Below are 20,905 nucleotides of genomic sequence, written 5' to 3'. Positions count from 1 at the left end.
TCACTTCCTCTCCGCCATCTCCTTCGCCTTCTGCCCGAACATGTTCTTGCGCGCCTCCTCGTCGAACGGCTCCTTGACGAATTTGCCGATCGCCAGCCCCGCCTGCACCTGCGGCCGCGCGCGCACCTGCGCGTACCAGCGCTTGATGTTGGGATAATCGTCGAGCGTAAAGCCTTGCGCCTTGTGGGTCATGGTCCAGGGGAAGCAGGCGATGTCGGCGATCGAGTAATCGCCGGCGACATAGCGGCCTGTCTTGCCCAGTTGGGTATCGAGCACGCGATAAAGCCGGGCGGCTTCGTCACGATAGCGCTCGATGGCGTAGGGAATTTTTTCGGGCGCATAGAGCGCAAAATGGCCGTGCTGGCCGAGCATCGGACCGAGCCCGCTCATCTGCCACATCACCCATTGCACCACTTTCGAGCGACCGCGCATGTCCGCCGGCAGAAAGCGGCCGGTTTTTTCGGCAAGATAGATCAGGATCGCGCCGGTCTCGAACACCGCAAACGGCTCGCCGCCGTCGGCGGGTGCATGGTCGACGATCGCCGGGATACGATTATTGGGGCTGATCGCCAGAAACTCCGGCTCGAACTGTTCGCCGGAGCGGATGTTGACCGGAATGACAGAATAGGGAATTCCGAGTTCTTCCAGCATGATCGAGATTTTCCAGCCGTTCGGCGTCGGCGCGTAATGGAGGTCGATCATGGTTTCCCTTGCCATCGCCCCGGGGACAGGCCAGAGGGCGACTTTTGTTGTTCTGTACCTAAAGCATAAGACATGGCAGAGAGGCACTCAATCAGAACCCTCCGGGAGGCACCCATGCTGTTTCCAACCACGATCGCAGGCTCGTTACCGAAACCGGAATGGCTGGCCGAGCCCAACAAATTATGGGCGCCCTGGAAATCGTCCGGCGACGAGCTGGTGCGCGCCAAGCGCGACGCCACCATGCTGGCAGTAAAGCTGCAGGAAGACGCCGGCGTCGACATCGTCACCGAGGGCGAGCAGGCGCGGCAGCATTTTGTCCATGGTTTTTTGGAGAAGATCGAGGGCATCGATTTCGCCCACAAGGTCGAGATGGGAATCCGCAAGGATCGCTATAAGGCGATGGTGCCGCAGGTGGTGGCGCCCTTGCGGCTGAAGGGCCGCGTCCATGCCGACGAGGCGCGCGTCGCCCGCACCCACACGACGCATAAGCTAAAGTTCACCCTGCCCGGCCCGATGACCATCATCGACACCATCGCCGACAAATATTACGGCGACCGCGTCAAGATGGCGTTCGCGTTTGCCGAGCTGCTCAACGAGGAAGCCAGGGCGCTGCAGGCCGACGGCGTCGACGTCATCCAGTTCGACGAGCCCGCCTTCAACGTTTACATGGACGAGGTCTCGGACTGGGGCATCAAGGCGCTGGAGCGCGCCGCGGAGGGGCTCACTTGCGCGACCGCCGTTCACATTTGCTACGGCTACGGCATCAAGGCCAATACCGACTGGAAAGAGACGCTCGGCAGCGAGTGGCGGCAATATGAGGATATTTTTCCGGCGATCGCAGCGAGCCCGATCCAGCAGGTCGCGATCGAATGCCGCAATTCCAAGGTGCCGCTGGAACTGCTCGCGCTGCTTACGGGCAAGGTGGTGCAGGCCGGCGTGATCGACGTTGCCAGCGATACGGTGGAGACCGCGGAGGATGTCGCCAAGGTGATCGACGCCGTCTCGAAATTCGTGCCGAAGAGCAACATCGTCGCGACGACCAATTGCGGCATGGCGCCGATGCAGCGGACCATCGCCGAAGCAAAACTGATGGCGCTGGGGGCGGGCGCGAAGCTGGCGCGGCAGAGGTTTGGGTAAATTGTCATTCCGGGATGCGCCTTCGGTCGGCAATTGCCGACCTGAGGCGACAGGCCCGGAATCCATAACCCCCAATCGTGGTTATGGATTCCGGGCTCGCCGCTGCGCGGCGCCCCGGAATGACGGCATCTATGGGATTGGCGACATCGCGCTTCCATGCAGCACCGGTCGATACCCCGACGCCAGCGCGCGCAGCGTCGAGGGTGGCGTCAGCAGCATGGTGTCTTGGAGCGCGGGCTCCGCCTGACGATAGCCGGCAGCCGACCACTTTAGTACCCGGGCCTGCCCAATCAGATAGCTCTCGCTTCCCTGCTGCACCATCGCCCCTTCGGGCAACTCTTCCAGTGGCAGCGGCAGCGCGTGCAACCGCTTCTTGGCTCCTACCAGCCGCTCGCGGTGCAGCACCGCGTCGATGTCGCGCGCGAGAACGCCTCGCACCCCATTGCCCTCCTCCCACGCGGCGCGGAACCTATTGGCGTCGTCGCGGCGGCAGAAGAAGCACGGGCGGTGTCCGGCCGAAAGCGCGGTGGCCTCGTCGAGAAAGAACAATTCGGTCCAGCTGCGGCCACCCATCACCTCGCGCCGCCAGCCACGGAATTCGCACAGGCAAGTCAGCCACGCCTGGCTCGCCCAGCGCCGCGTCAGCGTTTTCGTCGCGGGGTCGTGAATGATGCCGCGATTGCCAGTGAACATCCCGCGATGCGAGGTGGCGATGATGTCGCCGGTCGGCGTGACGCGGTTTTGCAGCGGCATTCGCTATTCCTGCTCCCTCGCCCCGCTCTTCGCGGGGAGAGGGTTGGGGTGAGGGGCCGCTTCCGCAAATTCTGAAAACGAAGTATGCGCGGAGAGTCCCCCTCACCCGATCGCTACGCGATCGACCTCTCCCCGCAAGCGGGGCGAGGTAAGAAAAAATCACGCCGCGCCGTCGCGGATCGGGGGCTGGAACGAGAGCGCGGTATCCCAGGGAAAGAAGATCCAGGTATCCTGCGACACTTCCGTGATAAACGTGTCGACCAGCGGCCGTCCCATCGGTTTTGCATATACCGTTGCAAAATGCGCATCGGGAATCATCTCGCGCACCAGACGCCCGGTCTTGCCGGTATCGACGAGATCATCGACGATCAATAGCCCCTTACCCGTTCCGCCGCCGAGTTTTGCGGTGTCGGCCGAAATGCCCTTCAACACCTTCAAATCGCCCTGCTTGGTGTGATCGTAGCTCGCGATGCAAACGGTATCGATGATGCGAACGCCGAGTTCGCGCGCGACGATCGCCGCCGGCACCAATCCACCGCGGGTGATCGCGATGACCGCATGAAACGGCCCGACCTCGTTCAGCCGCCAGGTCAGCGCCCGGCAATCCCTGTGGAACTGGTCCCAGGACACCGGAAAGGCTTTTCCGGCCCGCTCCTGCGCGCTCAGTTCCGGATGCTCCGCCATCTTCATTCTCCTTAAGTTTCTGGGCTCACCGGGCGACGTTCAATCCCGCCAGCATTTCCTTTACCGCGCTCATCGCGGCATTGAGTTTTTCCGGGTCGCGCGAGCGGACCACGAGATTAGTGTTCGGCTTCTTGTCGTCGTCGATGAACGGATAGCTGCCGATGATGGTGTCGGGATGGGCGATGGCGATGTCGCGCAAGGGGCCGCCGATGTCGCCTTCCCGCGCGTTGGCGCGCACCGATTCCGACAGCATCCGCACGCCTGATTTCAGCTTGGGGGCGACGATGTCCATCATCGCCTGCATGATCGAGGGCACGCCGGCCATCACGATGACGTTGCCGATCTTGAAGCCGGGCGCCAGGATGGTCGCGCTCTGGATCAATTCGGCGCCGTCCGGAATCCGCGCCATCCGCAACCGCGCCTCGTTCAGATCGGCCGCGCCCCAGCGTTCGCGAAACCGCGCCACCACCTCCGGATGATGGTCGATGCCGACGCCGAACGCTTTGGCGACGCTGTCGGCGGTGATGTCGTCATGGGTCGGCCCGATGCCGCCGGTGGTGAAGACGTAATCGTAGCGGTTGCGCAGCGCGTTCAGCGCGGCGATGATGTCGGCCTCGTCGTCGGCGACGACGCGGACTTCCTTGAGGTCGATCCCGATATTGGTCAAATATTCGGCGATGAAGCCGATGTTCTTGTCCTTGGTCCGCCCGGACAGGATCTCGTCGCCGATCACCAGAATTCCCGCGGTGACGATCTCGCTCATGCGTTCTCCTCGCCCTCTATTTTCGTGACCTTGCCCAGCCAACACCTTGAAGTCACGGGGTTTTGCTGCCGAAATAAGCACCCGCCAGCCGGTTTTTCAGGCAAGTCCCCGGAACGTCCTTACCAAATGACGCCAGCGAATGCATATCGCGCTGGCCCGGGCCTTGCTACCATCCCTTTCAGTCATGCACTGTCCCGCATGGCCCCAGAAAAGTGTCGGGATATATGGCAGTTGCGTTCGATGAAATGAATGGGCCCGGCGGCGAGCTTCGCCCGGCCTATCAGGAGCTCTCCCGCTGGCTCAAGGAGACGCCGCCGGATGCGCTCGAATATCGGCGTCAGGAAGCGGAATTGCTGTTCCGCCGGATCGGCATCACCTTTGCCGTCTATGGCGACGCCGAAGCCCAGGAACGGCTGATTCCCTTCGACGTGATCCCGCGGATCATGTCGGCGAAAGAGTGGACCATCCTCGAAAAGGGGCTGAAACAGCGGGTCCGCGCGCTGAACATGTTCCTGCGCGACATCTATCACAACCGCGACGTGCTGCGCGCCAATATCATCCCGGACGATTTGATCTTCCAGAACCCGGTGTTCCGCCCCGAGATGAACGGCCAGGACGTGCCGCACGACGTCTATGTCCATATCGCCGGCATCGACATCGTCCGCGTCGACCCGGAAAAATTCTACGTGCTGGAGGACAATGCGCGGACGCCCTCGGGCGTGTCCTATATGCTGGAAAACCGCGAAATCATGATGCGGCTGTTTCCGGACCTGTTTGCCCGCCACCGCGTCGCGCCGGTGGAAAAGTATCCGGACGAATTATTGTCGGCGCTGCGCTCGGTGGCGCCGCTCAGTGCCTCGGCCGAGCCGACGGTGGCGCTGATGACGCCCGGCGTCTACAATTCCGCCTATTACGAGCATTCATTCCTCGCCGACAAGCTCGGCATCGAGCTCGTCGAGGGCCGCGACCTCATCGTCAAGAACGATGAGGTGTTCATGCGCACCACCGAGGGCTTGAAGCGCGTCGATGTGATCTACCGCCGGGTCGACGACGACTTCCTCGATCCCCTGACGTTTCGCCCGGATTCGGCGCTCGGCGTGCCCGGGCTGATGTCAGCCTATGCGGCCGGCAACATCACGCTCGCCAACGCGGTCGGCACCGGGATCGCCGACGACAAGGCGATCTATTCCTACATGCCCGAAATCGTAAAATTCTATCTCGGCGAAGAGCCGATCCTGAAGAACGTGCCGACCTGGCGCTGCCGCGAGCCGAAGGATCTGGCCTACGTGCTCGACAATCTCGGCGAGCTGGTGGTCAAGGAAGTGCACGGTTCCGGCGGCTACGGCATGCTGATCGGACCGGCCGCGACGAAAGCAACGATCGAGGCGTTCCGCGACAAGCTAAAGCGCGAGCCGGAGGGATTCATCGCCCAGCCGACGCTGGCGCTGTCGACCTGCCCGACCTGCACCGAAGCGGGGCTGGCCCCGCGCCATGTCGACTTGCGACCCTTCGTGCTGACCGGAAGCAACCACGTCACCATCGTGCCCGGCGGGCTGACGCGGGTGGCGCTGAAGGAAGGCTCGCTGGTGGTGAATTCGAGCCAGGGCGGCGGCACCAAGGACACTTGGATATTAGACGAGTAATTGGATATTGGACGAGTAATTGGATCCTGGACGAATAGCTGGATACTGGACGAGTAGAGAGGGCAGAATTCACGCATGTTGTCGCGGACCGCTGAAAACCTGTACTGGCTCGCCCGCTACGTCGAACGCGCGGAGTATCTGGCGCGCACCATCGAGGCGACGCTGCGCGTCACCGCGCTGCCGAATACCTATATCGGCAAGACCAACGAATGGGATTCGGCGCTACTGACCGCGGGCGTCAGCGCCAGCTTTTATGAAGTCTACGAGGAAGCCGACGAACACAACGTGGTCGAGTATCTGTCGTTCGCGCCCTCAAACCCGTCCTCGATCAAGAACTGTATCGAGAACGCCCGGCTTAATTCGCGCTCGGTGCGCACCGCGCTGACCAGCGAGATGTGGGATACCATCAACGGCGCCTGGATCGACCTGCAGGAAGTCTGGGGCAAGGGCACCAAAACCCGCGAGGAACTGACGAAATTCCTCCGCTTCGTGCAGGAAACCTCGCTGCGCTTCGACGGCTCGGCCTACCGCACCATGCTGCGCAACGACGCCTACTGGTTCTCGCGGCTCGGCCTGCATCTCGAGCGCGCCGACAACACCGCCCGCATCCTCGACGTCAAATATCACGTGCTGTTGCCGGAAGAGGAACATGTCGGTGGTCCCCTGGATTATTACCAGTGGACCTCGATCCTGCGCTCGGTCTCGGCGCTGACGGCCTATCATTGGGTCTATCGGGAGACGCTGAAACCGTGGCTGATCGCTGATCTGTTGATCCTCAACGACTCGCTGCCGCGGTCGCTCGCAAGCTGCTACGGCAACCTGGTGCGCAATCTCGACCAGATCGGGGTTGCCTATGGCCGCCAGGGCGCCTCGCAGCGCCATGCCCGCGGTGTCCGCAACCGGCTGGAACACAGCCACATGGACGATATCTTCCAGCACGGCGTGCATGAATTCATCCAGGAATTCATCGCGGACAATTCGAGGCTCGGCGAAATCATCACCAAGCAGTATTTGATTTGAATTCCGTCATGGCCGGGCTTGACCCGGCCATCCACGTCTTGCTTTGGGAGAGTGAACAAGAAAGACGTGGATGCCCGGGACAAGCCCGGGCATGACGAACTAATGTAGCCTGAACCCTAATTCTGTCCTGGTAAGTCATGCGCCTGCGAATCGCCCATTCCACCCGCTATCGCTACGAGCCGCCGGCGACCGGCGTGATTCAGATCCTGCGGATGACGCCTGGCAGCCATGACGGGCAATATGTCGCCGAATGGCAGATCGACGTTTCCACCGATTCCCGGCTCGACGTGCACCAGGATGCGTTCGGCAATGTCACGCACGTCCTGACCCACGGGCCGATCGCCGATCTCACCATCCGTGTCGAGGGCCTGATCGAGACCCACGACACCGGCGGCGTGCTCAAGGGAACCGATGAGCGCTTTCCGCCGAGCCTGTTCCTGCGCTCGACGCAGCTGACGGAAGTCAATCCGGCGATGGCGAGTTTTGCCCGCGAGCTGCGCTCGGAATCGGAAAACGACGTGCTCGGATTCCTGCATGCGCTGATGATGCAGATCAACGAGCACATGACCTTCGACGAAGACCCCACCAACAGCGGCACCTCGGCGGTGGAAGCCTTCGGCCTGAAACGCGGGGTGTGCCAGGACTATGCGCATATCTTCATCGCCTGCGCGCGCAGCGGCGGCGTTCCGGCGCGCTTCGTCTCCGGGCATTTCCTGCGCTCCGACGGGATGGTCAATCAGGAGGCCGGCCATGCCTGGGCGGAGGCGTTCGTGCCGGGTCTGGGCTGGGTCGGGTTCGATCCGGCCAACGGCATCTGCACCACCGACGCGCATGCCCGCGTCGCCATCGGGCTCGATTATCTCGGCGCAGCACCCGTGCGCGGCACCCGCTATGGCGGCGGCACGGAAACCCTGTCGGTTATGGTCAAGGTCGACCAGGCCGGCGGACGCCAGGGGCAGTCGCAGAGCCAGTCGTGAAATCTGGTCATTCCGGGATGGTCCGAAGGACCAGACCCGGAATCTCGAGATTCCGGGTTCGCGCTAACGCGCGCCCCGGAATGACGAAGAGCGATGCCCGAATGGGGTTGGAGCCACGTGCAAAATTGGCTACTAATTCCCGCTGCCTGAGCTCGGGGATTGCGGAAATGACCTATTGTTGCGGAGTGCTGGTGCGCGAGGGGCTGGTCATGATCGCCGACACCAGGACCAATGCCGGTCTCGACAACGTCTCGACCTTTCGCAAGCTCCATATCTTTTCAAAGCCGGGTGAGCGCATCATGGCGATTGCGAGCGCCGGCAATCTCGCGATCAGCCAGTCGGTGCTGTCGACCCTGACCGAAGGGCTCGAAGACCCCCACACCGGCGATATCGAAACGCTCCTCAACGCGCCGACCATGTTCCAGGCCGCGCAACGGATCGGCCGGGCGATCCGGGCGGTGCATGCCACCGAAGGCATCGCGCTGCAGTCCGAGGACATCAATTTCGACGTCTCTTTCCTGTTCGGCGGCCAGATCAAGGGCTCGCGGATGCGGCTGTTCATGGTCTACCCGGCCGGCAATTTCATCGAATGCACCACCGACACGCCCTATCTGCAGATCGGCGAGCACAAATACGGCAAGCCGGTGCTCGACCGCGCTATGCATTACGACGTCGAACTCTATGAGGCGCTGAAGACCAGCCTGATCTCGATGGATTCGACGATGCGCTCCAATCTCGGCGTCGGCCTGCCGATCGACGTGCTGGTGGCGCGCACCGACGTCTGCGACGCCGACCTCAATCACCGCATCGAAGCCGGCGAGCCGTATTTCCACGACCTGCGCTCGCGCTGGTCGGCGGCGCTGCGCGCGGCGCATCAGAATATCCCGAGACCACCCTACAAGACCGAAACAGAACGAAAAACTTAAAAAGGCAGGAAGCAAATGACCGAGGTAAAGAACAGAATAGCCGTCGTGACCGGCGCGGGCACCGGCGTCGGACGCGCGGCGTCGCTGGCGCTGATGAACGCCGGCTTTACCGTCGTGCTCGCCGGACGCCGCATGGAGATGCTGGAGGAGACCAAGAAGCTCGGCGACAATGTCGGCAAGAGCCTTGCGGTTTCCGCCGACATGACCGATCCCGGCTCGATCGCAGCCCTGTTTGCCAAGGTGATGGAGGTCTACGGCCGGCTCGACGTGCTCTTCAACAATGCCGGCATGGGCGCGCCGCCGGTGCCGTTCGAGGATCTGAGCCTCGTGCAATGGCAGGCCGTGGTCGCCACCAATCTGACCGCGCCCTTCCTGTGCACGCAGCACGCGTTCCGCATCATGAAGGACCAGACCCCGCGCGGCGGCCGCATCATCAACAACGGCTCGATCTCCGCGCACGCGCCGCGGCCGTTCTCGGCCGCCTACACCTCGACCAAACACGCCATCACCGGCTTGACGAAAGCAACCAACCTTGACGGCCGCGCCTACGACATCGCGGTCGGCCAGGTCGACATCGGCAACGCCGCAACTCCGATGACCGACCGCATGGTCGACGGCGTGCTGCAGCCCGACGGCCGCAAGATGCCGGAGCCGCGCATGGACGCCAAGGCGGTCGGCGACGCCGTCGCCTACATGGCAAGCCTGCCCCTCGACGCCAACGTGCTGTTCATGACGGTGATGGCGAGCAAGATGCCGTTCGTCGGACGGGGGTGAGCAACAGCGCGGCGCGATTCACGCCCGCGAACGTCGGCTCCTGGCTGCCTGCCCCTGCACGTACTCGCGCAGGGCCCGGTTGATACGGGTTTGATAGCCCTCATCGGATTTCGTGTGGCGCTTGAACCAGTCGACCACGTCGGCGTCGAGGCGAAGCGTTAGTTGCTGCTTGACCGGCCGATAGAAAAGACCACGCTTGGCCCCGGACCAGTCAAGAAGCTCCGGCGCGTCCGAGGTATCGATGGCGCTATCGGGCAGAGCAGCCAGCGACTTCAGTTCCGCCAATTGCTTAGACGACAACCGCTTAGAAGTTCCCTTCTTCATAGATTTTCCTTTCGTGCGCGGTGGCCTTGCGGGCACTGATGATGCGACCGACCTGATCGGCTTTTTCGGAGTAGGTTTCCGGCAAGGTGTGAACCACCAGCAGCAACACTGACCCAACAAGTCCGATCGTATGCCAGCGGTCGCCATCCGCGTGTGGGTCCGGCCTTGATGCGTGCAGCGGATCGTCAAACACCAGCACCGCGGTTTCGAACGACAAGCCATGCTTGACGCGGTTTGCCGCCGCCTTGTCCGGGTCCCACGTCCAACGCACCGCCACCTCGCTAGTAACTACAAATATGGCGTTACAACCGGGTAGTGTCAAGCGGCCGTCGATGCGGCGAAACCGCCTGTTCAACTGGAGTATTGGCATCCATCCGCTGGGCATCACCTTGCGTAGCCTGCGGCCCTGCCCTCATAATCACCCCGGCCTCGGGGGAATCATGCTTCAACTGCAATCGGCGTTCGGTGTCATCGCGTTGCTCCTGATTGCATGGGCATTCGGCGAGAACCGCCGCGCGGTTTCGCTGCGACAGGCGGCGATCGGGCTCGTGGTTACCGTCCTCACCGCCGTGGTGCTGATAAAATTGCCCCTCGTCGCGCATGCGTTCGGTGTCATCAACGATGCCGTCGGCGCGATTTCGTCGGCCTCGCGCGCGGGCACGTCCTTCGTGTTCGGCTATCTCGGCGGCGCCGCGCTGCCGTTCGACCTGAAAGCGCCCGGCGCGGATTTTATCCTGGCGTTTCAGGCGCTGCCGATCGTGCTGGTCATGAGCGTGCTCACCGCGCTGTTGTTCTACTGGCGCGTGCTGCCGCCGGTGGTGCGCGGCATGGCGTGGCTGTTGGAACGCACGCTCGGCGTCGGCGGCGCGGTCGGGCTGTCGACGGCCGCCAACATCTTTCTCGGCATGGTGGAATCCCCCCTGTTCATCCGGCCCTATCTGGCTCAGCTGACGCGCAGCGAATTGTTCCTGGTGATGACCGGCGGCATGGCCGGCATCGCCGGCACCGTGCTGGTGCTCTACGCCACACTGCTCGCGCCCCTCATCCCGGACGCGGCGGCGCATTTTGTCATCGCTTCCGTGCTCGGCGCGCCGGCGGCGATCCTGATCAGCCTGATCATGGTGCCGGAGACAAGCGAAGCGCGCACCGGCGGCGCGTTGGAGGACCCCAAAATGCACACCTCCTCCACCATGGACGCCATTGTCAAGGGCACCACGGCCGGGTTGGAGCTGCTGCTCAACATTGTCGCGATGTTGATCGTGCTGGTGGCGCTGGTCTATCTCGCCAATGCCTTCCTCGGACTGTTGCCCGAAATCGGGGGCACGCGCGTTTCGCTGCAACGGATGCTCGGTTATATCATGGCACCGGTGTGCTGGCTGATGGGCCTGCCCTGGTCGCAGGCGATCACCGCCGGCAGCCTGATGGGCACCAAGACCGTGCTCAACGAGCTGATCGCCTATGTCGATCTGTCAAAGCTCGGCACTGAGGCGCTCGATCCGCGTTCGCGGCTGATCATGCTCTACGCGATGTGCGGCTTTGCCAATTTCGGCAGCCTCGGCATCATGATCGGCGGCCTCGGCACCATGGCGCCGGAGCGCCGCGACGAGATCAATTCGCTGGGACTAAAATCGATCGTATCCGGCACGCTGACGACCTGCCTGATGGGCGCGATCGTGGGTGTGATGACGTGACGCCTTGGCGTCATTCCGGGACACGCGTCAGCGTGGACCCGGAATCTCGAGATTCCGGGTTCAGCCCTGCGGGCTGCCCCGGAATGACGCGTTTGAGCGCCAGCCTGCTCACCACATAGACCGACCCCTCCGCGGTCAGATGCGCGTGATCCCACGCCAGGGGAATGCCGCCGTCGAGGGTGAGCGGACATTGCCGCGCGGGACAGATCACATCGACCACAGAGATGTAGGAAAACCCTTCATGCGCCGGCAGCGCCGCCTTCATGTTGCGGTCGAGATCGAAAATTTCGGGCAGCACGAAATCATCGGGGCGCGCGTCGACCTGGCGCAGATGCGCGCGCATCAGCATCGACGGCAGCCGGCTTCTGAACTGCACGGCGGGGCCGAGCAGCACCACAGGCACGCCCCGCTCGTTGAGTTTGGCGATGGTTTGCTTGAGGTCGGCGATCATGCCGTCGAACCGCGGCGGGCGGGAATATTCCAGCCAGTCCGCCGAGAGAATGACGAGGGCCGGCTTGTGATCGGCAAAAAATGCATCCATCTGGCCGGCAAAACCGCGACACCACGCATTGCCCTGCGCCGCCGCATTGAAGGTCGGCATGCACGCCGCCTGGGTCGCCTGCAGGGTTTTTGTCAGTCGCGGATCGGTTGTCTTGCCAAGACCATGGAAATAATGCGCGGCCAGACTGTCGCCCCAGAGCAGCAAATTTGTTTTATCGGGCGCGAAAGCAAGACACACCTCGTCGAGGACGCCGCTCGCAGGCGCGAAACAACTGCCGAAGCGATAGAGCGGCTGGTAATCATAGGCGTTAAAGGATTCCAGCTGCAGCGCGACGCGGTCGGCTTCCGACGGCCTTTGGCTGGCGACGATCCCAAGGGCGCTGCCGGCCAGCAAGACCAGCGTTGCAAGGCCGGCGATGCGAAACATGAACCCGCGTGTCGGCGCCAGCCCCTTCAGCCGGAACGGCTGTTCGACAAATCGCCACGACAGAGACGAGATCAAAACCGTCAGCGCGAACAGCGCGACCTTGTCGGTCGCGCCGAGCACGAGGCCTGCCTTGGAGAACCGCGCAAAGGTGAACAGCGGCCAATGCCAGAGATAGAGCGAATAGGAAATCTGCCCGAAAAATCTTGCGACATTGAACGGCGAATAGCGACTTCGCTTCAACGTCGGCACGCCGATGCCGCTCCAGGTGAACATCGCGGCGCCGATGCACGGCGTCAGCGCGTTGAAGCCCGGAAATCCCGGCCCTTGCCGCAGCGAGAATATCGGGATCGCGATCAGCACCAGCGCTGTGGCGCGCGCGACTGCTTGCGCCAGCGCATGGCGCAACACCGGAAAGCCGGGGATCGCAACGATGCCGCCGATCAAGAATTCCCAGGCGCGCGGCGGGCTCATGAAGAACGCATCGGCGGAGCGGTCGGTCCGCATCAGCCAGATGCACAGCGCAAACGATGCCAACGACAGCACGCCGAGTGCTGCGGGCACGACGCGGCGGCCGCCTACAAAGCGCAGCAGCGCCCATAACGACAGCGGCAGCGCCAGATAAAATTGCTCCTCGACCGCCAGCGACCAGGTGTGCAGCAAAGGTTTTTCGACCGCGGCATGCTCGAAATAGCCGGTCTGGAACCAGAAGAAGAAATTCGAGGTGAAGGTCACGACCGCTGCGACCGAGCGGAAGAATTCCTGCCGCTCCGATGTCAAAAGATAGTGGAACGAGGGGATGGCCGTCAGCACCACCATGGCGTAAAGCGCGGGCAGCAGCCGGCGCACCCGCCGCTCATAGAACTGCGCGAAGGAAAAGGTCCCGCTTTTTACTTCAGACTGGATGATCCCGGTAATCAGATAGCCCGAGATCACGAAGAAGATATCGACGCCGACAAAGCCGCCGTAAACCGCCGGCGCCTCGAAATGGAACGCGACCACCGCCAGCACGGCGATGGCGCGCAGCCAGTCGATGTCTTCGCGATAGTCGCGCCTCACAATCGCTATGCCGCCCAAGCCTGATTGAAACCAGCCTGGTGGAAAGAGGTCCGGCAGCGCGACAAACGCATGATGAGGCGCGCGGGCATCATGCCGCGAGTTCGACGGTCTTGAAGTCCGCGGGCAGGATCACTTCCAATAGTTCGACATCGTCGGAATAATCCAGGATCAGGTGCTTGATGCGGGGCGGCTGGGTCCAGCTGGTGCCCTCCTTCATCAGGGTCTCGCCGTGACCTTCGATGTAGGTTTTGACCCAGCCTTTCAGCACATAGACCATCTGGAAGTCGACGTCGTGGAAATGCAGCTTTGAAACCTCGGCCGGATTGCACGGCCCGATCAGGCGGATCACATGCGCCCGCGCCAGGCCGTTTGTGGCATCGGCAATGCCGAGATCGCGGTATTTTGCGTAAGCGCGCAAGCCATCGGCCTTGAAATCCTCGTCGCGGTAATGGCTGATCGCGATGCGCTGTTTCGGACGCGCGCGCTTTGCCGACGGCACGGCACGCGCTTTGGCCTTGAGCTTTTTTCGTGCTGTGGATTTGGCTGCGGTTTTATGGGCAGTCTTGCCCGCCGGAGATTTTTTCTGCGCGGCGGCCTTGGCCGCGGCCCGCGATGTCGGCTTCTGCTTGGCCATTGACGTTCTCCCTGTTGCACGTTGTGGGAGAACGTTAGCACAGTTCGCGCTTCGGGTCCTTTTCAGTGCAGCCGGAACACGCCGTCGACCGCACGCAATTCGGCGGGCTTGATCAGCTTGGAATGCGCAACGGTCACCGAATGAAGCGGGCCTTCCAGCTTCTCCTGCCAGAATGCGAGGAAGTCCTTCAGCACCGGGAAATTCGGGCACAGATCGTAGTTCTGCCAGACATAGGTTTGTAACAACGAGGGGTGATCCGGCATGCGATAGAGAATTTGGGCCGTTGTCAGCCCGTAACCCAGCACCTGCTTCCGGAAATCCTCGGAAACCCCAACCCGCGAGACCATGCCAACCTCCATTGCTGGAGCGCATTCCCGAGATGGCCGCCGACCGGGAGCCACCCGGTGGAGATGCGCTCACATGAGAGAAATGTGACGCACATGACCAACCCATCACAAGCCTAAATGTTTAATGAACTGTTGAAAATTCTTGCGTTAGCAGCAGCTTACCGCACGTGCTAATACCGGCTTTCGACGTCCATTCTGGCCGATTAATCATGATTAACGAAATTGGCAGGCGTCATATTTGAGTGCCAGTTTTTCTGCTAGAAGCCCTTGTCCCCGGAACAAGTCTGGCCTATGTCGTCTGCAGCCGCGCTGGCACTCGCCGGCGGGGACTGCTAATTTTCAAAAACTGGCAACATCTTCAAAAGCTTAGGAGGACTGTATGAAATTCCGTCCGCTCCATGACCGCGTTGTGGTCAAGCGCATCGAGGCCGAAGAAAAGTCCAAGGGCGGCATCATCATTCCGGACACTGCCAAGGAGAAGCCCTCGCAAGGCGAAATCACCGCGGTCGGTCCCGGCGGCCGTGACGAAAATGGCAAGCTGATCCCGATCGACCTCAAGGTCGGCGACCGCGTGCTGTTCGGCAAGTGGTCGGGCACTGAGGTCGTCCTCGACGGCGAGGATCTCCTGATCATGAAGGAGAGCGATATCATGGGTGTTCTCACCGACCTCCCCGCCGCCAAGAAGAAGGCCGCGTAAGGCCAAAGCCTGCACACGGCTCACCCTGAGGAGCGCCTGCAAGGCGCCTCTCGAAGGGTGAGAGACCGACATCAACTCAGGGAAAACCAAATATGTCAGCTAAGGAAGTTAAATTCGGCGTCGAGGCGCGCGACCGCATGCTGCGCGGTGTCGACATTCTCAACAACGCGGTCAAGGTGACGCTCGGCCCCAAGGGCCGCAACGTCGTGCTCGACAAGTCGTTCGGCGCACCCCGCGTCACCAAGGACGGCGTCACCGTCGCCAAGGAAATCGAGCTTGACGACAAGTTCGAGAACATGGGCGCCCAGATGGTGCGCGAAGTCGCCTCCAAGTCGGCCGATGCGGCCGGCGACGGCACCACCACCGCGACCGTGCTGGCGGCTGCGATCGTCCGCGAAGGCGCCAAGTCGGTTGCCGCCGGCATGAACCCGATGGATCTGAAGCGCGGTATCGACCTCGCCGTGGAAGCCGTGGTCGCCGACCTCGTCAAGAACTCCAAGAAGGTTACCTCGAACGACGAAATCGCCCAGGTCGGCACCATCTCCGCCAATGGCGACGCCGAGATCGGAAAGTTCCTCTCCGACGCCATGAAGAAGGTCGGCAACGAGGGCGTCATCACGGTTGAGGAAGCCAAGTCGCTCGAGACCGAACTCGAGGTCGTCGAGGGCATGCAGTTCGACCGCGGTTACATCTCGCCCTACTTCGTCACCAACGCCGACAAGATGCGCGTTGAGATGGAAGACCCCTATATCCTGATCAACGAGAAGAAGCTCTCCTCGCTGAACGAGCTGCTGCCGCTGCTGGAAGCCGTGGTGCAGACCGGCAAGCCGCTGGTCATCATCGCGGAAGACGTCGAAGGCGAGGCACTCGCCACCCTCGTCGTCAACCGTCTGCGCGGTGGTCTGAAGGTCGCGGCCGTCAAGGCTCCGGGCTTCGGCGATCGCCGCAAGGCCATGCTGCAGGACATCGCGATCCTGACCGGCGGTACGGCGATCTCGGAAGATCTCGGCATCAAGCTCGAGAACGTCACGCTGCAGATGCTCGGTCGCGCCAAGAAGGTGATGATCGACAAGGAGAACACCACCATCGTCAACGGCGCCGGCAAGAAGGCCGACATCGAGGCGCGGGTGGCGCAGATCAAGGCGCAGATCGAGGAAACCACCTCGGACTACGACCGTGAGAAGCTGCAGGAGCGTCTGGCCAAGCTCGCCGGCGGCGTCGCGGTGATCCGCGTCGGCGGCGCGACCGAGGTCGAAGTCAAGGAGCGCAAGGATCGCGTTGATGACGCGATGCATGCGACCCGCGCGGCCGTTGAAGAAGGCATCGTGCCGGGCGGCGGCGTCGCTCTGCTGCGTGCCTCCGAGCACCTCAAGGGCATCCGCACCAAGAACGACGACCAGAAGACCGGCGTCGAGATCGTGCGCAAGGCGCTGTCCTGGCCGGCCCGCCAGATTGCGATCAATGCCGGTGAAGACGGTTCCGTGATCGTCGGCAAGATCCTCGAGAAGGACCAGTATTCCTACGGTTTCGACTCGCAGACCGGCGAATATGGCGATCTCGTCAAGAAGGGCATCATCGACCCGACCAAGGTGGTGCGTGCGGCGATCCAGAACGCGGCCTCCGTTGCCGCGCTCCTGATCACCACCGAAGCCATGGTGGCCGAAATGCCGAAGAAGAACACCGGCGCCGGCGCCGGCGGCATGCCCCCCGGCGGCGGCATGGGCGGCATGGATTTCTGATCCGGCCGTACAGCCGATTACGACGACGCAAAACCCCGGCAGCGATGCCGGGGTTTTTTCGTTACTGGCGTAGGCGTTGTCAGCGTAGCCCCGTGAAGCGAACCGCGACGCCAAGAACTCAGTCGTCATTCCGGGACGCGCCACTTGGCGCGGGCCCGGAATCCATAACCCCCAATGTCAGTTTGAAATACCGGGATAAAGATCCACCCAGCCCGGATTCTGCTCTTCGATCAGCCGGATCTTCCAGTCGCGCCGCCATTTCTTGAGTTCTTTTTCGCGGGCGATCGCGGTCGTTACGTCGTCATAGATTTCGAACCAGACAAGTTTGTCGACGCCGTATCGTTTCGTAAAGCCCTGAACGATCTTGGTTCGATGCTCGTACACGCCGCACGATGTCGTTTGTCACGCCGAGATAAAGCGTGCCGTGCTTCCTGTTCGCAAGTAGATAGACGCAGTACGCCATCGCGGGCATCGGGGGTTATGGATTCCGGGCTCGCGCGAAGTGGCGTGCCCCGGAATGACGAATGATAGTGCCATAGAAACTTCACTCGACCAGCGCCCGGCCGCCCTGCTGATATCGGCTCTTGCCGATTTCGAAGATGAAATACGGCACCGCACCGGACGACTCCCGGGTAAAGAGCCCGTCGCGCCGCACGCCGCCGATCTTTTTCATCGCACCCTGCGAGCGCCAGTTTTTCTCGCCCACCCAGAAGATGACGGTATCGACTGACGTGAAGGCGTGGTCGAGCATCAGGCGCTTGACCTCGCGATTGGTCGCCCCACCCCAATGGGAGCGGACTACAAACGTCCAGCCGATCTCGATCTCGCTCCGTTCGGCGTCATAGCCGTGATAGCGGCTCGAGCCGATCAGGGCGCCGGTCGACCGGTCGACGAACACAAACGCCATTTTCGAGGCGACCGCGCTGTCGAAATACGCCCTGAAGGCCGGCTCGGTGTAGCGATCGGGAGAGGGATGCACCTTCCAGATCTCCGGATCGGAGCCGGCTGCGAACAGCTCGGGCCAGTCTGAGGCCATGATCGGTCTGACCGTCACGGTCGGGCCGATCAGCGTTGGTTGGAAATCAGGTTGTGACATCGTTTGGTGATAGCCTTGTTCAGCCTCGGGGGAACCAACCGCTCAATGAACGAACTGGCCGATCCGACCCCAACGCACCGCTGACGGGGAGCGGGAAAAGAAGATCAGCCCGGCACGGCCGATGATATTTTCCCGTGGCACATAACCGACCGTCGAAAGCACCCGGCTGTCGGTCGAATTGTCGCGGTTGTCGCCGAGCATGAAGAAATGGCCTGAAGGCACGGTGTAGACGTTGGTGTTGTCGTAAAAGCCGTTATCGACGCAATCCAGGATCTCATAGCTCGCCCCGTTCGGCAGGGTTTCGCGCCAGTGCTTCGTATTGGCCCGAGCATCCGATCCACAGGGATCCAGGCCAACGAAATCGGCCAGACGGTCGCGCGCTACGGGAACGCCGTTGATGTGAAGCAACCCTTGCTTCATTTGAATGCGATCGCCCGGCAATCCCACCACGCGCTTGATGAAAACGGTTGAAGTATCCTTCGGCAACAAGAACGCGACCACGTCGCCGCGGGCCGGCTCCGACCCTAAAATGCGTCCCGACGACAGCGGCGCCGGAAAACCATAGGCATATTTCGAAACGAAGAAATAATCGCCCAACAGAAATGTCGGCATCATCGAGGTGGATGGAATATTGAAGGGCTGGAACAGGAACGTGCGAACCAGCAGCGGGAGCGACAGCAACAGAACCATCAGGACGAAGCTGAGGGCGACAAGCCCTCCAATCGCCCACGGCGATTCTGATTTTGCTTCCTGAGCCAGCGTCATGAAATGGGCGTTCCGCACGAACCAGCCGGATTAGCCGGAAAGACGAACGTCAATATGCAACGCTCGGCGTCAAAAGCAAATAGCCGGCAATATAGGACTCACTCCACCCGTGCGACCACGGCGAGGCGCTTGATGCCCTGATTGCGGTAGGCGTTGAGGAAGGCGTTGTAGTCGCGGAACGAGACGCAGCCGTTGGAATCGCCGTTGGCGCCGAGCATGAAGCTATGCGCGAGCAACCCGCTGCGGCCGTAGATCGCCTCCTCGCCGCCGATCGGGGTTAGCCGCAACGCCGGCACGCCGTGAAACAGCGCCTCGCGCGGCTTCAATTCGTAGATATGCGGCGGCGTCACCCCGCGCATCCTGATCTTCGCCGAAGATGGATCGTCGAGCTTGTCGCCGAGGCCGGAATGGGCTTCCAGCTTGGTGCCGTCGGGCAGATAGACCATGTGCGCGGAGATATCATAGACCGCGGTCGAGCGATCATAGGGCGCCGATCCGCCGAGCGCCGGGTTCTGGTTTTGCCCGAGGCTGCCGGTGATGCTGGCGTCGGCGGAGGCATAGGCCAGCAGCGAGCCCTGCGACGGCTGCTTGCCCCAGAGCTTTTCAAAGACCGTCCGCTTCTCGGTGGAGGCGATCGACATCACGGCCGCTTTTGCGCGTTGCGCCATGTCGCGGACCGTCATGCCTGCGCTGTTCGCGGTCTTGGCCTCGCCCGGGGGCGGCGGAACGGGAAGTGCGGCAACCTTGACCGGCGCCGGCGAGGTTTCCTTCTTCGGCGCCTCGGCGACTTTTGCCGCGAGCGAGGAGGTCTTGGAGGTTTCCTTGGACGCGAGCTTCGGCGCCTCGCCCGGCGGGGATGCGTTCGCTGCGTTCGACGGCACGCCTTGCGCCTCGGACGCTGCAAACCGTTCGTTGAACATGGGCGGCGTGATCGGTGCGACGGTTGCCGGCTTCGAAATCACCGGAGCCGCATCAGGCAGCGCCGCAAACACCTCGTTGACGGCCTGTGTTGCGGACCGCGCGGCGAGCCTGGGCTGCGACTTGATTACGGGCTCGTCGTAGCGGGCGCTGCCGAGCGACGGATAGACGCTGGCCGCCAGGATGTTGGTATAGACGGTCCAACCACAGCCGAGCACGAGGCAGGCGATGGCGGCGCCGCCGAAGAGGTTCTGCGAGATGGTTTTTCGGGATGAACGTCTTGGCTTGAACGCCGCGAACTCAACACACGCACTCGTACTCATTCACCTTGCGCCCACACAATGTCCACTTTGTTCCTCTCGATGCCGCCGCACGGGGAAGTCCCGGCAGAGCATCTCGCAGAGGCGCGGAGCGTCATTAAGGCGACTTTTAGTTAAATGCAGATTAAGTGCGGGCAGATGTTGGGCGGTGGGAAATAGCGTTAACGCAAGCCCCGCGCGCCCGCAAAATTACGGGGCGCGCGGGGCTCGCGCTCTCAATAATTGAGCTTCGGATACCAGTCGGTTCCCCTGCCCTCCGGCGTCACGTCCAAAATCGTCCAGAGCGGCATCAGGTCCGGCGCGCCGCGCGGATCCTGTCCGGGATCGGCGGAAGCGCCGTTCATCTCGCCGCCCCAAAAATGCCTGATTGTGACCCCGTTTCCTTCCGGCCGCCGCGTGAACACGTTGAACGCGGCGTCATCGCCGCCGTCCTTGGTTAACCCATGATAATCGCGGCTGAACTCGCCGGAGATGTCCGAGTATAGCGGCAGATGATGCCAGCCGCGCTCGCGCTTGAATGCTTTCAGCCGTTCGATCGGCGAGCGCGCCACGATCGCAAGCCCGACACGCTGAAGAATGTCCGGCACCTCGCCGTCCCATGCGCTCAGCAATGACGTGCACATCGGGCACGGCCGTTCGCGCTGCGGGCCATACATGTAATTGTAGACCACGAGCGTGTCCTTGTTGCCGAATAGCTCGGCGAAGCCTAGAGGCCCCGCTTCGCCCTCGAACGCGTAATTCTTCTTGACCTCACCGCCCGGCGGCAGCGCGCGGCGCTGCTCGGCGACGCGTTCGATGTGGCGGCGAAGCTCGATCTCTTCCGCCAGCAACCCCTCGCGGGCGCGGCGATATTCGGCGCTTTCGTTGGGAAAACGAAAACCGCTTAAGCGGGCGAGCTCGGCGGCGGGCTTCAAGGCGGAAATATCGGCGGATTTCTGGGTGGAACTGCTCATGGCATGACCTCCGGCTTGGTGGCTTTGGATGTTCCCAGGCTACAAGACGTTTTGCCGA

At 62.2% G+C, this 20,905-nt stretch carries 22 protein-coding genes and 1 pseudogene; 9 read left to right on the top strand and 14 right to left on the bottom strand.

Going from position 1 to position 20,905, the window contains the following annotated elements; all coding sequences use genetic code 11:
• Complete coding sequence (locus B5526_RS31550; RefSeq protein ID WP_079545655.1) at nucleotides 1-702, bottom strand: glutathione S-transferase N-terminal domain-containing protein; 702 nt, start codon at nucleotides 700-702, stop codon at nucleotides 1-3.
• A gap of 114 nt (nucleotides 703-816) precedes the next feature.
• Here B5526_RS31550 and B5526_RS31545 point away from each other — a divergent pair, with 114 nt between their 5' ends.
• On the top strand, nucleotides 817-1,839 hold the full coding sequence (locus tag B5526_RS31545; RefSeq protein ID WP_079543647.1) for a methionine synthase: 1,023 nt from the start codon (nucleotides 817-819) through the stop codon (nucleotides 1,837-1,839).
• A 129-nt stretch (nucleotides 1,840-1,968) separates the two neighbouring features.
• On the opposite strand, the gene B5526_RS31540 is transcribed toward B5526_RS31545, so the two are convergent.
• From B5526_RS31540 to B5526_RS31530, 3 genes are all read right to left on the bottom strand, one after another.
• Complete coding sequence (locus tag B5526_RS31540) at nucleotides 1,969-2,592, bottom strand: hypothetical protein (protein ID WP_079543646.1); 624 nt, start codon at nucleotides 2,590-2,592, stop codon at nucleotides 1,969-1,971.
• Between the two features lie 159 nt (nucleotides 2,593-2,751).
• Nucleotides 2,752-3,282 carry a xanthine phosphoribosyltransferase gene (gpt, locus tag B5526_RS31535; protein ID WP_433994607.1) on the bottom strand — a complete coding sequence of 177 codons (531 nt, stop codon included), beginning with the start codon at nucleotides 3,280-3,282 and terminating at the stop codon, nucleotides 2,752-2,754.
• Between the two features lie 19 nt (nucleotides 3,283-3,301).
• Complete coding sequence (locus tag B5526_RS31530; protein ID WP_079543645.1) at nucleotides 3,302-4,039, bottom strand: competence/damage-inducible protein A; 738 nt, start codon at nucleotides 4,037-4,039, stop codon at nucleotides 3,302-3,304.
• Nucleotides 4,040-4,263: 224 nt separating this feature from the next.
• Here B5526_RS31530 and B5526_RS31525 point away from each other — a divergent pair, with 224 nt between their 5' ends.
• From B5526_RS31525 to B5526_RS31505, 5 genes are all read left to right on the top strand, one after another.
• Entirely contained in the window at nucleotides 4,264-5,682 is a 1,419-nt protein-coding gene (locus B5526_RS31525) for a circularly permuted type 2 ATP-grasp protein (protein WP_079543644.1), read from the top strand.
• A gap of 75 nt (nucleotides 5,683-5,757) precedes the next feature.
• On the top strand, nucleotides 5,758-6,702 hold the full coding sequence (locus tag B5526_RS31520) for an alpha-E domain-containing protein (RefSeq protein WP_079543643.1): 945 nt from the start codon (nucleotides 5,758-5,760) through the stop codon (nucleotides 6,700-6,702).
• 137 nt (nucleotides 6,703-6,839) lie between these two features.
• Nucleotides 6,840-7,679, top strand: coding sequence for a transglutaminase family protein (locus B5526_RS31515; protein WP_079543642.1), 840 nt, complete (start codon nucleotides 6,840-6,842; stop codon nucleotides 7,677-7,679).
• Nucleotides 7,680-7,846: 167 nt separating this feature from the next.
• Complete coding sequence (locus tag B5526_RS31510; RefSeq protein WP_079543641.1) at nucleotides 7,847-8,605, top strand: peptidase; 759 nt, start codon at nucleotides 7,847-7,849, stop codon at nucleotides 8,603-8,605.
• A gap of 15 nt (nucleotides 8,606-8,620) precedes the next feature.
• Complete coding sequence (locus tag B5526_RS31505) at nucleotides 8,621-9,379, top strand: SDR family oxidoreductase (protein ID WP_079543640.1); 759 nt, start codon at nucleotides 8,621-8,623, stop codon at nucleotides 9,377-9,379.
• Nucleotides 9,380-9,397: 18 nt separating this feature from the next.
• On the opposite strand, the gene B5526_RS31500 is transcribed toward B5526_RS31505, so the two are convergent.
• Together B5526_RS31500 and B5526_RS31495 are read right to left on the bottom strand one after the other, a co-directional pair.
• Nucleotides 9,398-9,703, bottom strand: coding sequence for a BrnA antitoxin family protein (locus B5526_RS31500; RefSeq protein ID WP_079543639.1), 306 nt, complete (start codon nucleotides 9,701-9,703; stop codon nucleotides 9,398-9,400).
• Nucleotides 9,684-9,974 (bottom strand): BrnT family toxin, encoded by a 291-nt coding sequence (locus B5526_RS31495; RefSeq protein WP_079545650.1) that lies wholly within the window; start codon nucleotides 9,972-9,974, stop codon nucleotides 9,684-9,686. Before B5526_RS31495 ends, B5526_RS31500 begins: the two co-directional genes overlap by 20 nt.
• 169 nt (nucleotides 9,975-10,143) lie before the next feature.
• On the opposite strand from B5526_RS31495, the gene B5526_RS31490 reads away from it, so the two are divergent.
• The gene (locus B5526_RS31490) at nucleotides 10,144-11,394 is read left to right on the top strand and encodes a NupC/NupG family nucleoside CNT transporter (RefSeq protein WP_079543638.1); all 1,251 of its coding nucleotides are present in this window, start codon (nucleotides 10,144-10,146) and stop codon (nucleotides 11,392-11,394) included.
• Between the two features lie 10 nt (nucleotides 11,395-11,404).
• Here B5526_RS31490 and B5526_RS31485 read toward each other — a convergent pair whose 3' ends face one another.
• The 3 genes from B5526_RS31485 to B5526_RS31475 all read right to left on the bottom strand — a co-directional run bounded on the left by B5526_RS31485 (nucleotide 11,405) and on the right by B5526_RS31475 (nucleotide 14,359).
• Complete coding sequence (locus B5526_RS31485) at nucleotides 11,405-13,378, bottom strand: acyltransferase family protein (RefSeq protein ID WP_172842157.1); 1,974 nt, start codon at nucleotides 13,376-13,378, stop codon at nucleotides 11,405-11,407.
• 88 nt (nucleotides 13,379-13,466) lie between these two features.
• The gene (locus tag B5526_RS31480; protein ID WP_079543636.1) at nucleotides 13,467-14,012 is read right to left on the bottom strand and encodes a cupin domain-containing protein; all 546 of its coding nucleotides are present in this window, start codon (nucleotides 14,010-14,012) and stop codon (nucleotides 13,467-13,469) included.
• Nucleotides 14,013-14,074: 62 nt separating this feature from the next.
• Nucleotides 14,075-14,359, bottom strand: coding sequence for an usg protein (locus B5526_RS31475; RefSeq protein ID WP_079545648.1), 285 nt, complete (start codon nucleotides 14,357-14,359; stop codon nucleotides 14,075-14,077).
• A gap of 379 nt (nucleotides 14,360-14,738) precedes the next feature.
• Here B5526_RS31475 and B5526_RS31470 point away from each other — a divergent pair, with 379 nt between their 5' ends.
• Both B5526_RS31470 and groL read left to right on the top strand, forming a co-directional pair.
• Entirely contained in the window at nucleotides 14,739-15,056 is a 318-nt protein-coding gene (locus B5526_RS31470) for a co-chaperone GroES (protein WP_079543635.1), read from the top strand.
• Nucleotides 15,057-15,148: 92 nt separating this feature from the next.
• On the top strand, nucleotides 15,149-16,795 hold the full coding sequence (gene groL, locus B5526_RS31465; RefSeq protein WP_079543634.1) for a chaperonin GroEL: 1,647 nt from the start codon (nucleotides 15,149-15,151) through the stop codon (nucleotides 16,793-16,795).
• Nucleotides 16,796-16,972: 177 nt separating this feature from the next.
• Here groL and B5526_RS38575 read toward each other — a convergent pair.
• The 5 genes and pseudogenes from B5526_RS38575 to B5526_RS31445 form a co-directional block, all read right to left on the bottom strand.
• Nucleotides 16,973-17,258: pseudogene (locus B5526_RS38575) on the bottom strand (GIY-YIG nuclease family protein).
• 81 nt (nucleotides 17,259-17,339) lie between these two features.
• Nucleotides 17,340-17,891 carry a GNAT family N-acetyltransferase gene (locus tag B5526_RS31460; protein ID WP_197688378.1) on the bottom strand — a complete coding sequence of 184 codons (552 nt, stop codon included), beginning with the start codon at nucleotides 17,889-17,891 and terminating at the stop codon, nucleotides 17,340-17,342.
• A gap of 42 nt (nucleotides 17,892-17,933) precedes the next feature.
• A complete protein-coding gene (gene lepB / locus B5526_RS31455) occupies nucleotides 17,934-18,656 on the bottom strand; it encodes a signal peptidase I (RefSeq protein ID WP_079543633.1) in 723 nt (240 codons plus the stop codon).
• A gap of 98 nt (nucleotides 18,657-18,754) precedes the next feature.
• Complete coding sequence (locus tag B5526_RS31450; RefSeq protein ID WP_079543632.1) at nucleotides 18,755-19,897, bottom strand: DUF2778 domain-containing protein; 1,143 nt, start codon at nucleotides 19,895-19,897, stop codon at nucleotides 18,755-18,757.
• 212 nt (nucleotides 19,898-20,109) lie between these two features.
• Entirely contained in the window at nucleotides 20,110-20,847 is a 738-nt protein-coding gene (locus B5526_RS31445) for a DUF899 family protein (RefSeq protein ID WP_079543631.1), read from the bottom strand.
• Nucleotides 20,848-20,905: the final 58 nt, after the last annotated feature.

It is taken from the genome of Bradyrhizobium lablabi (assembly GCF_900141755.1).
Taxonomy (GTDB): domain Bacteria; phylum Pseudomonadota; class Alphaproteobacteria; order Rhizobiales; family Xanthobacteraceae; genus Bradyrhizobium; species Bradyrhizobium lablabi_A.
This window is presented reverse-complemented; position numbering and strand designations above follow the sequence as displayed.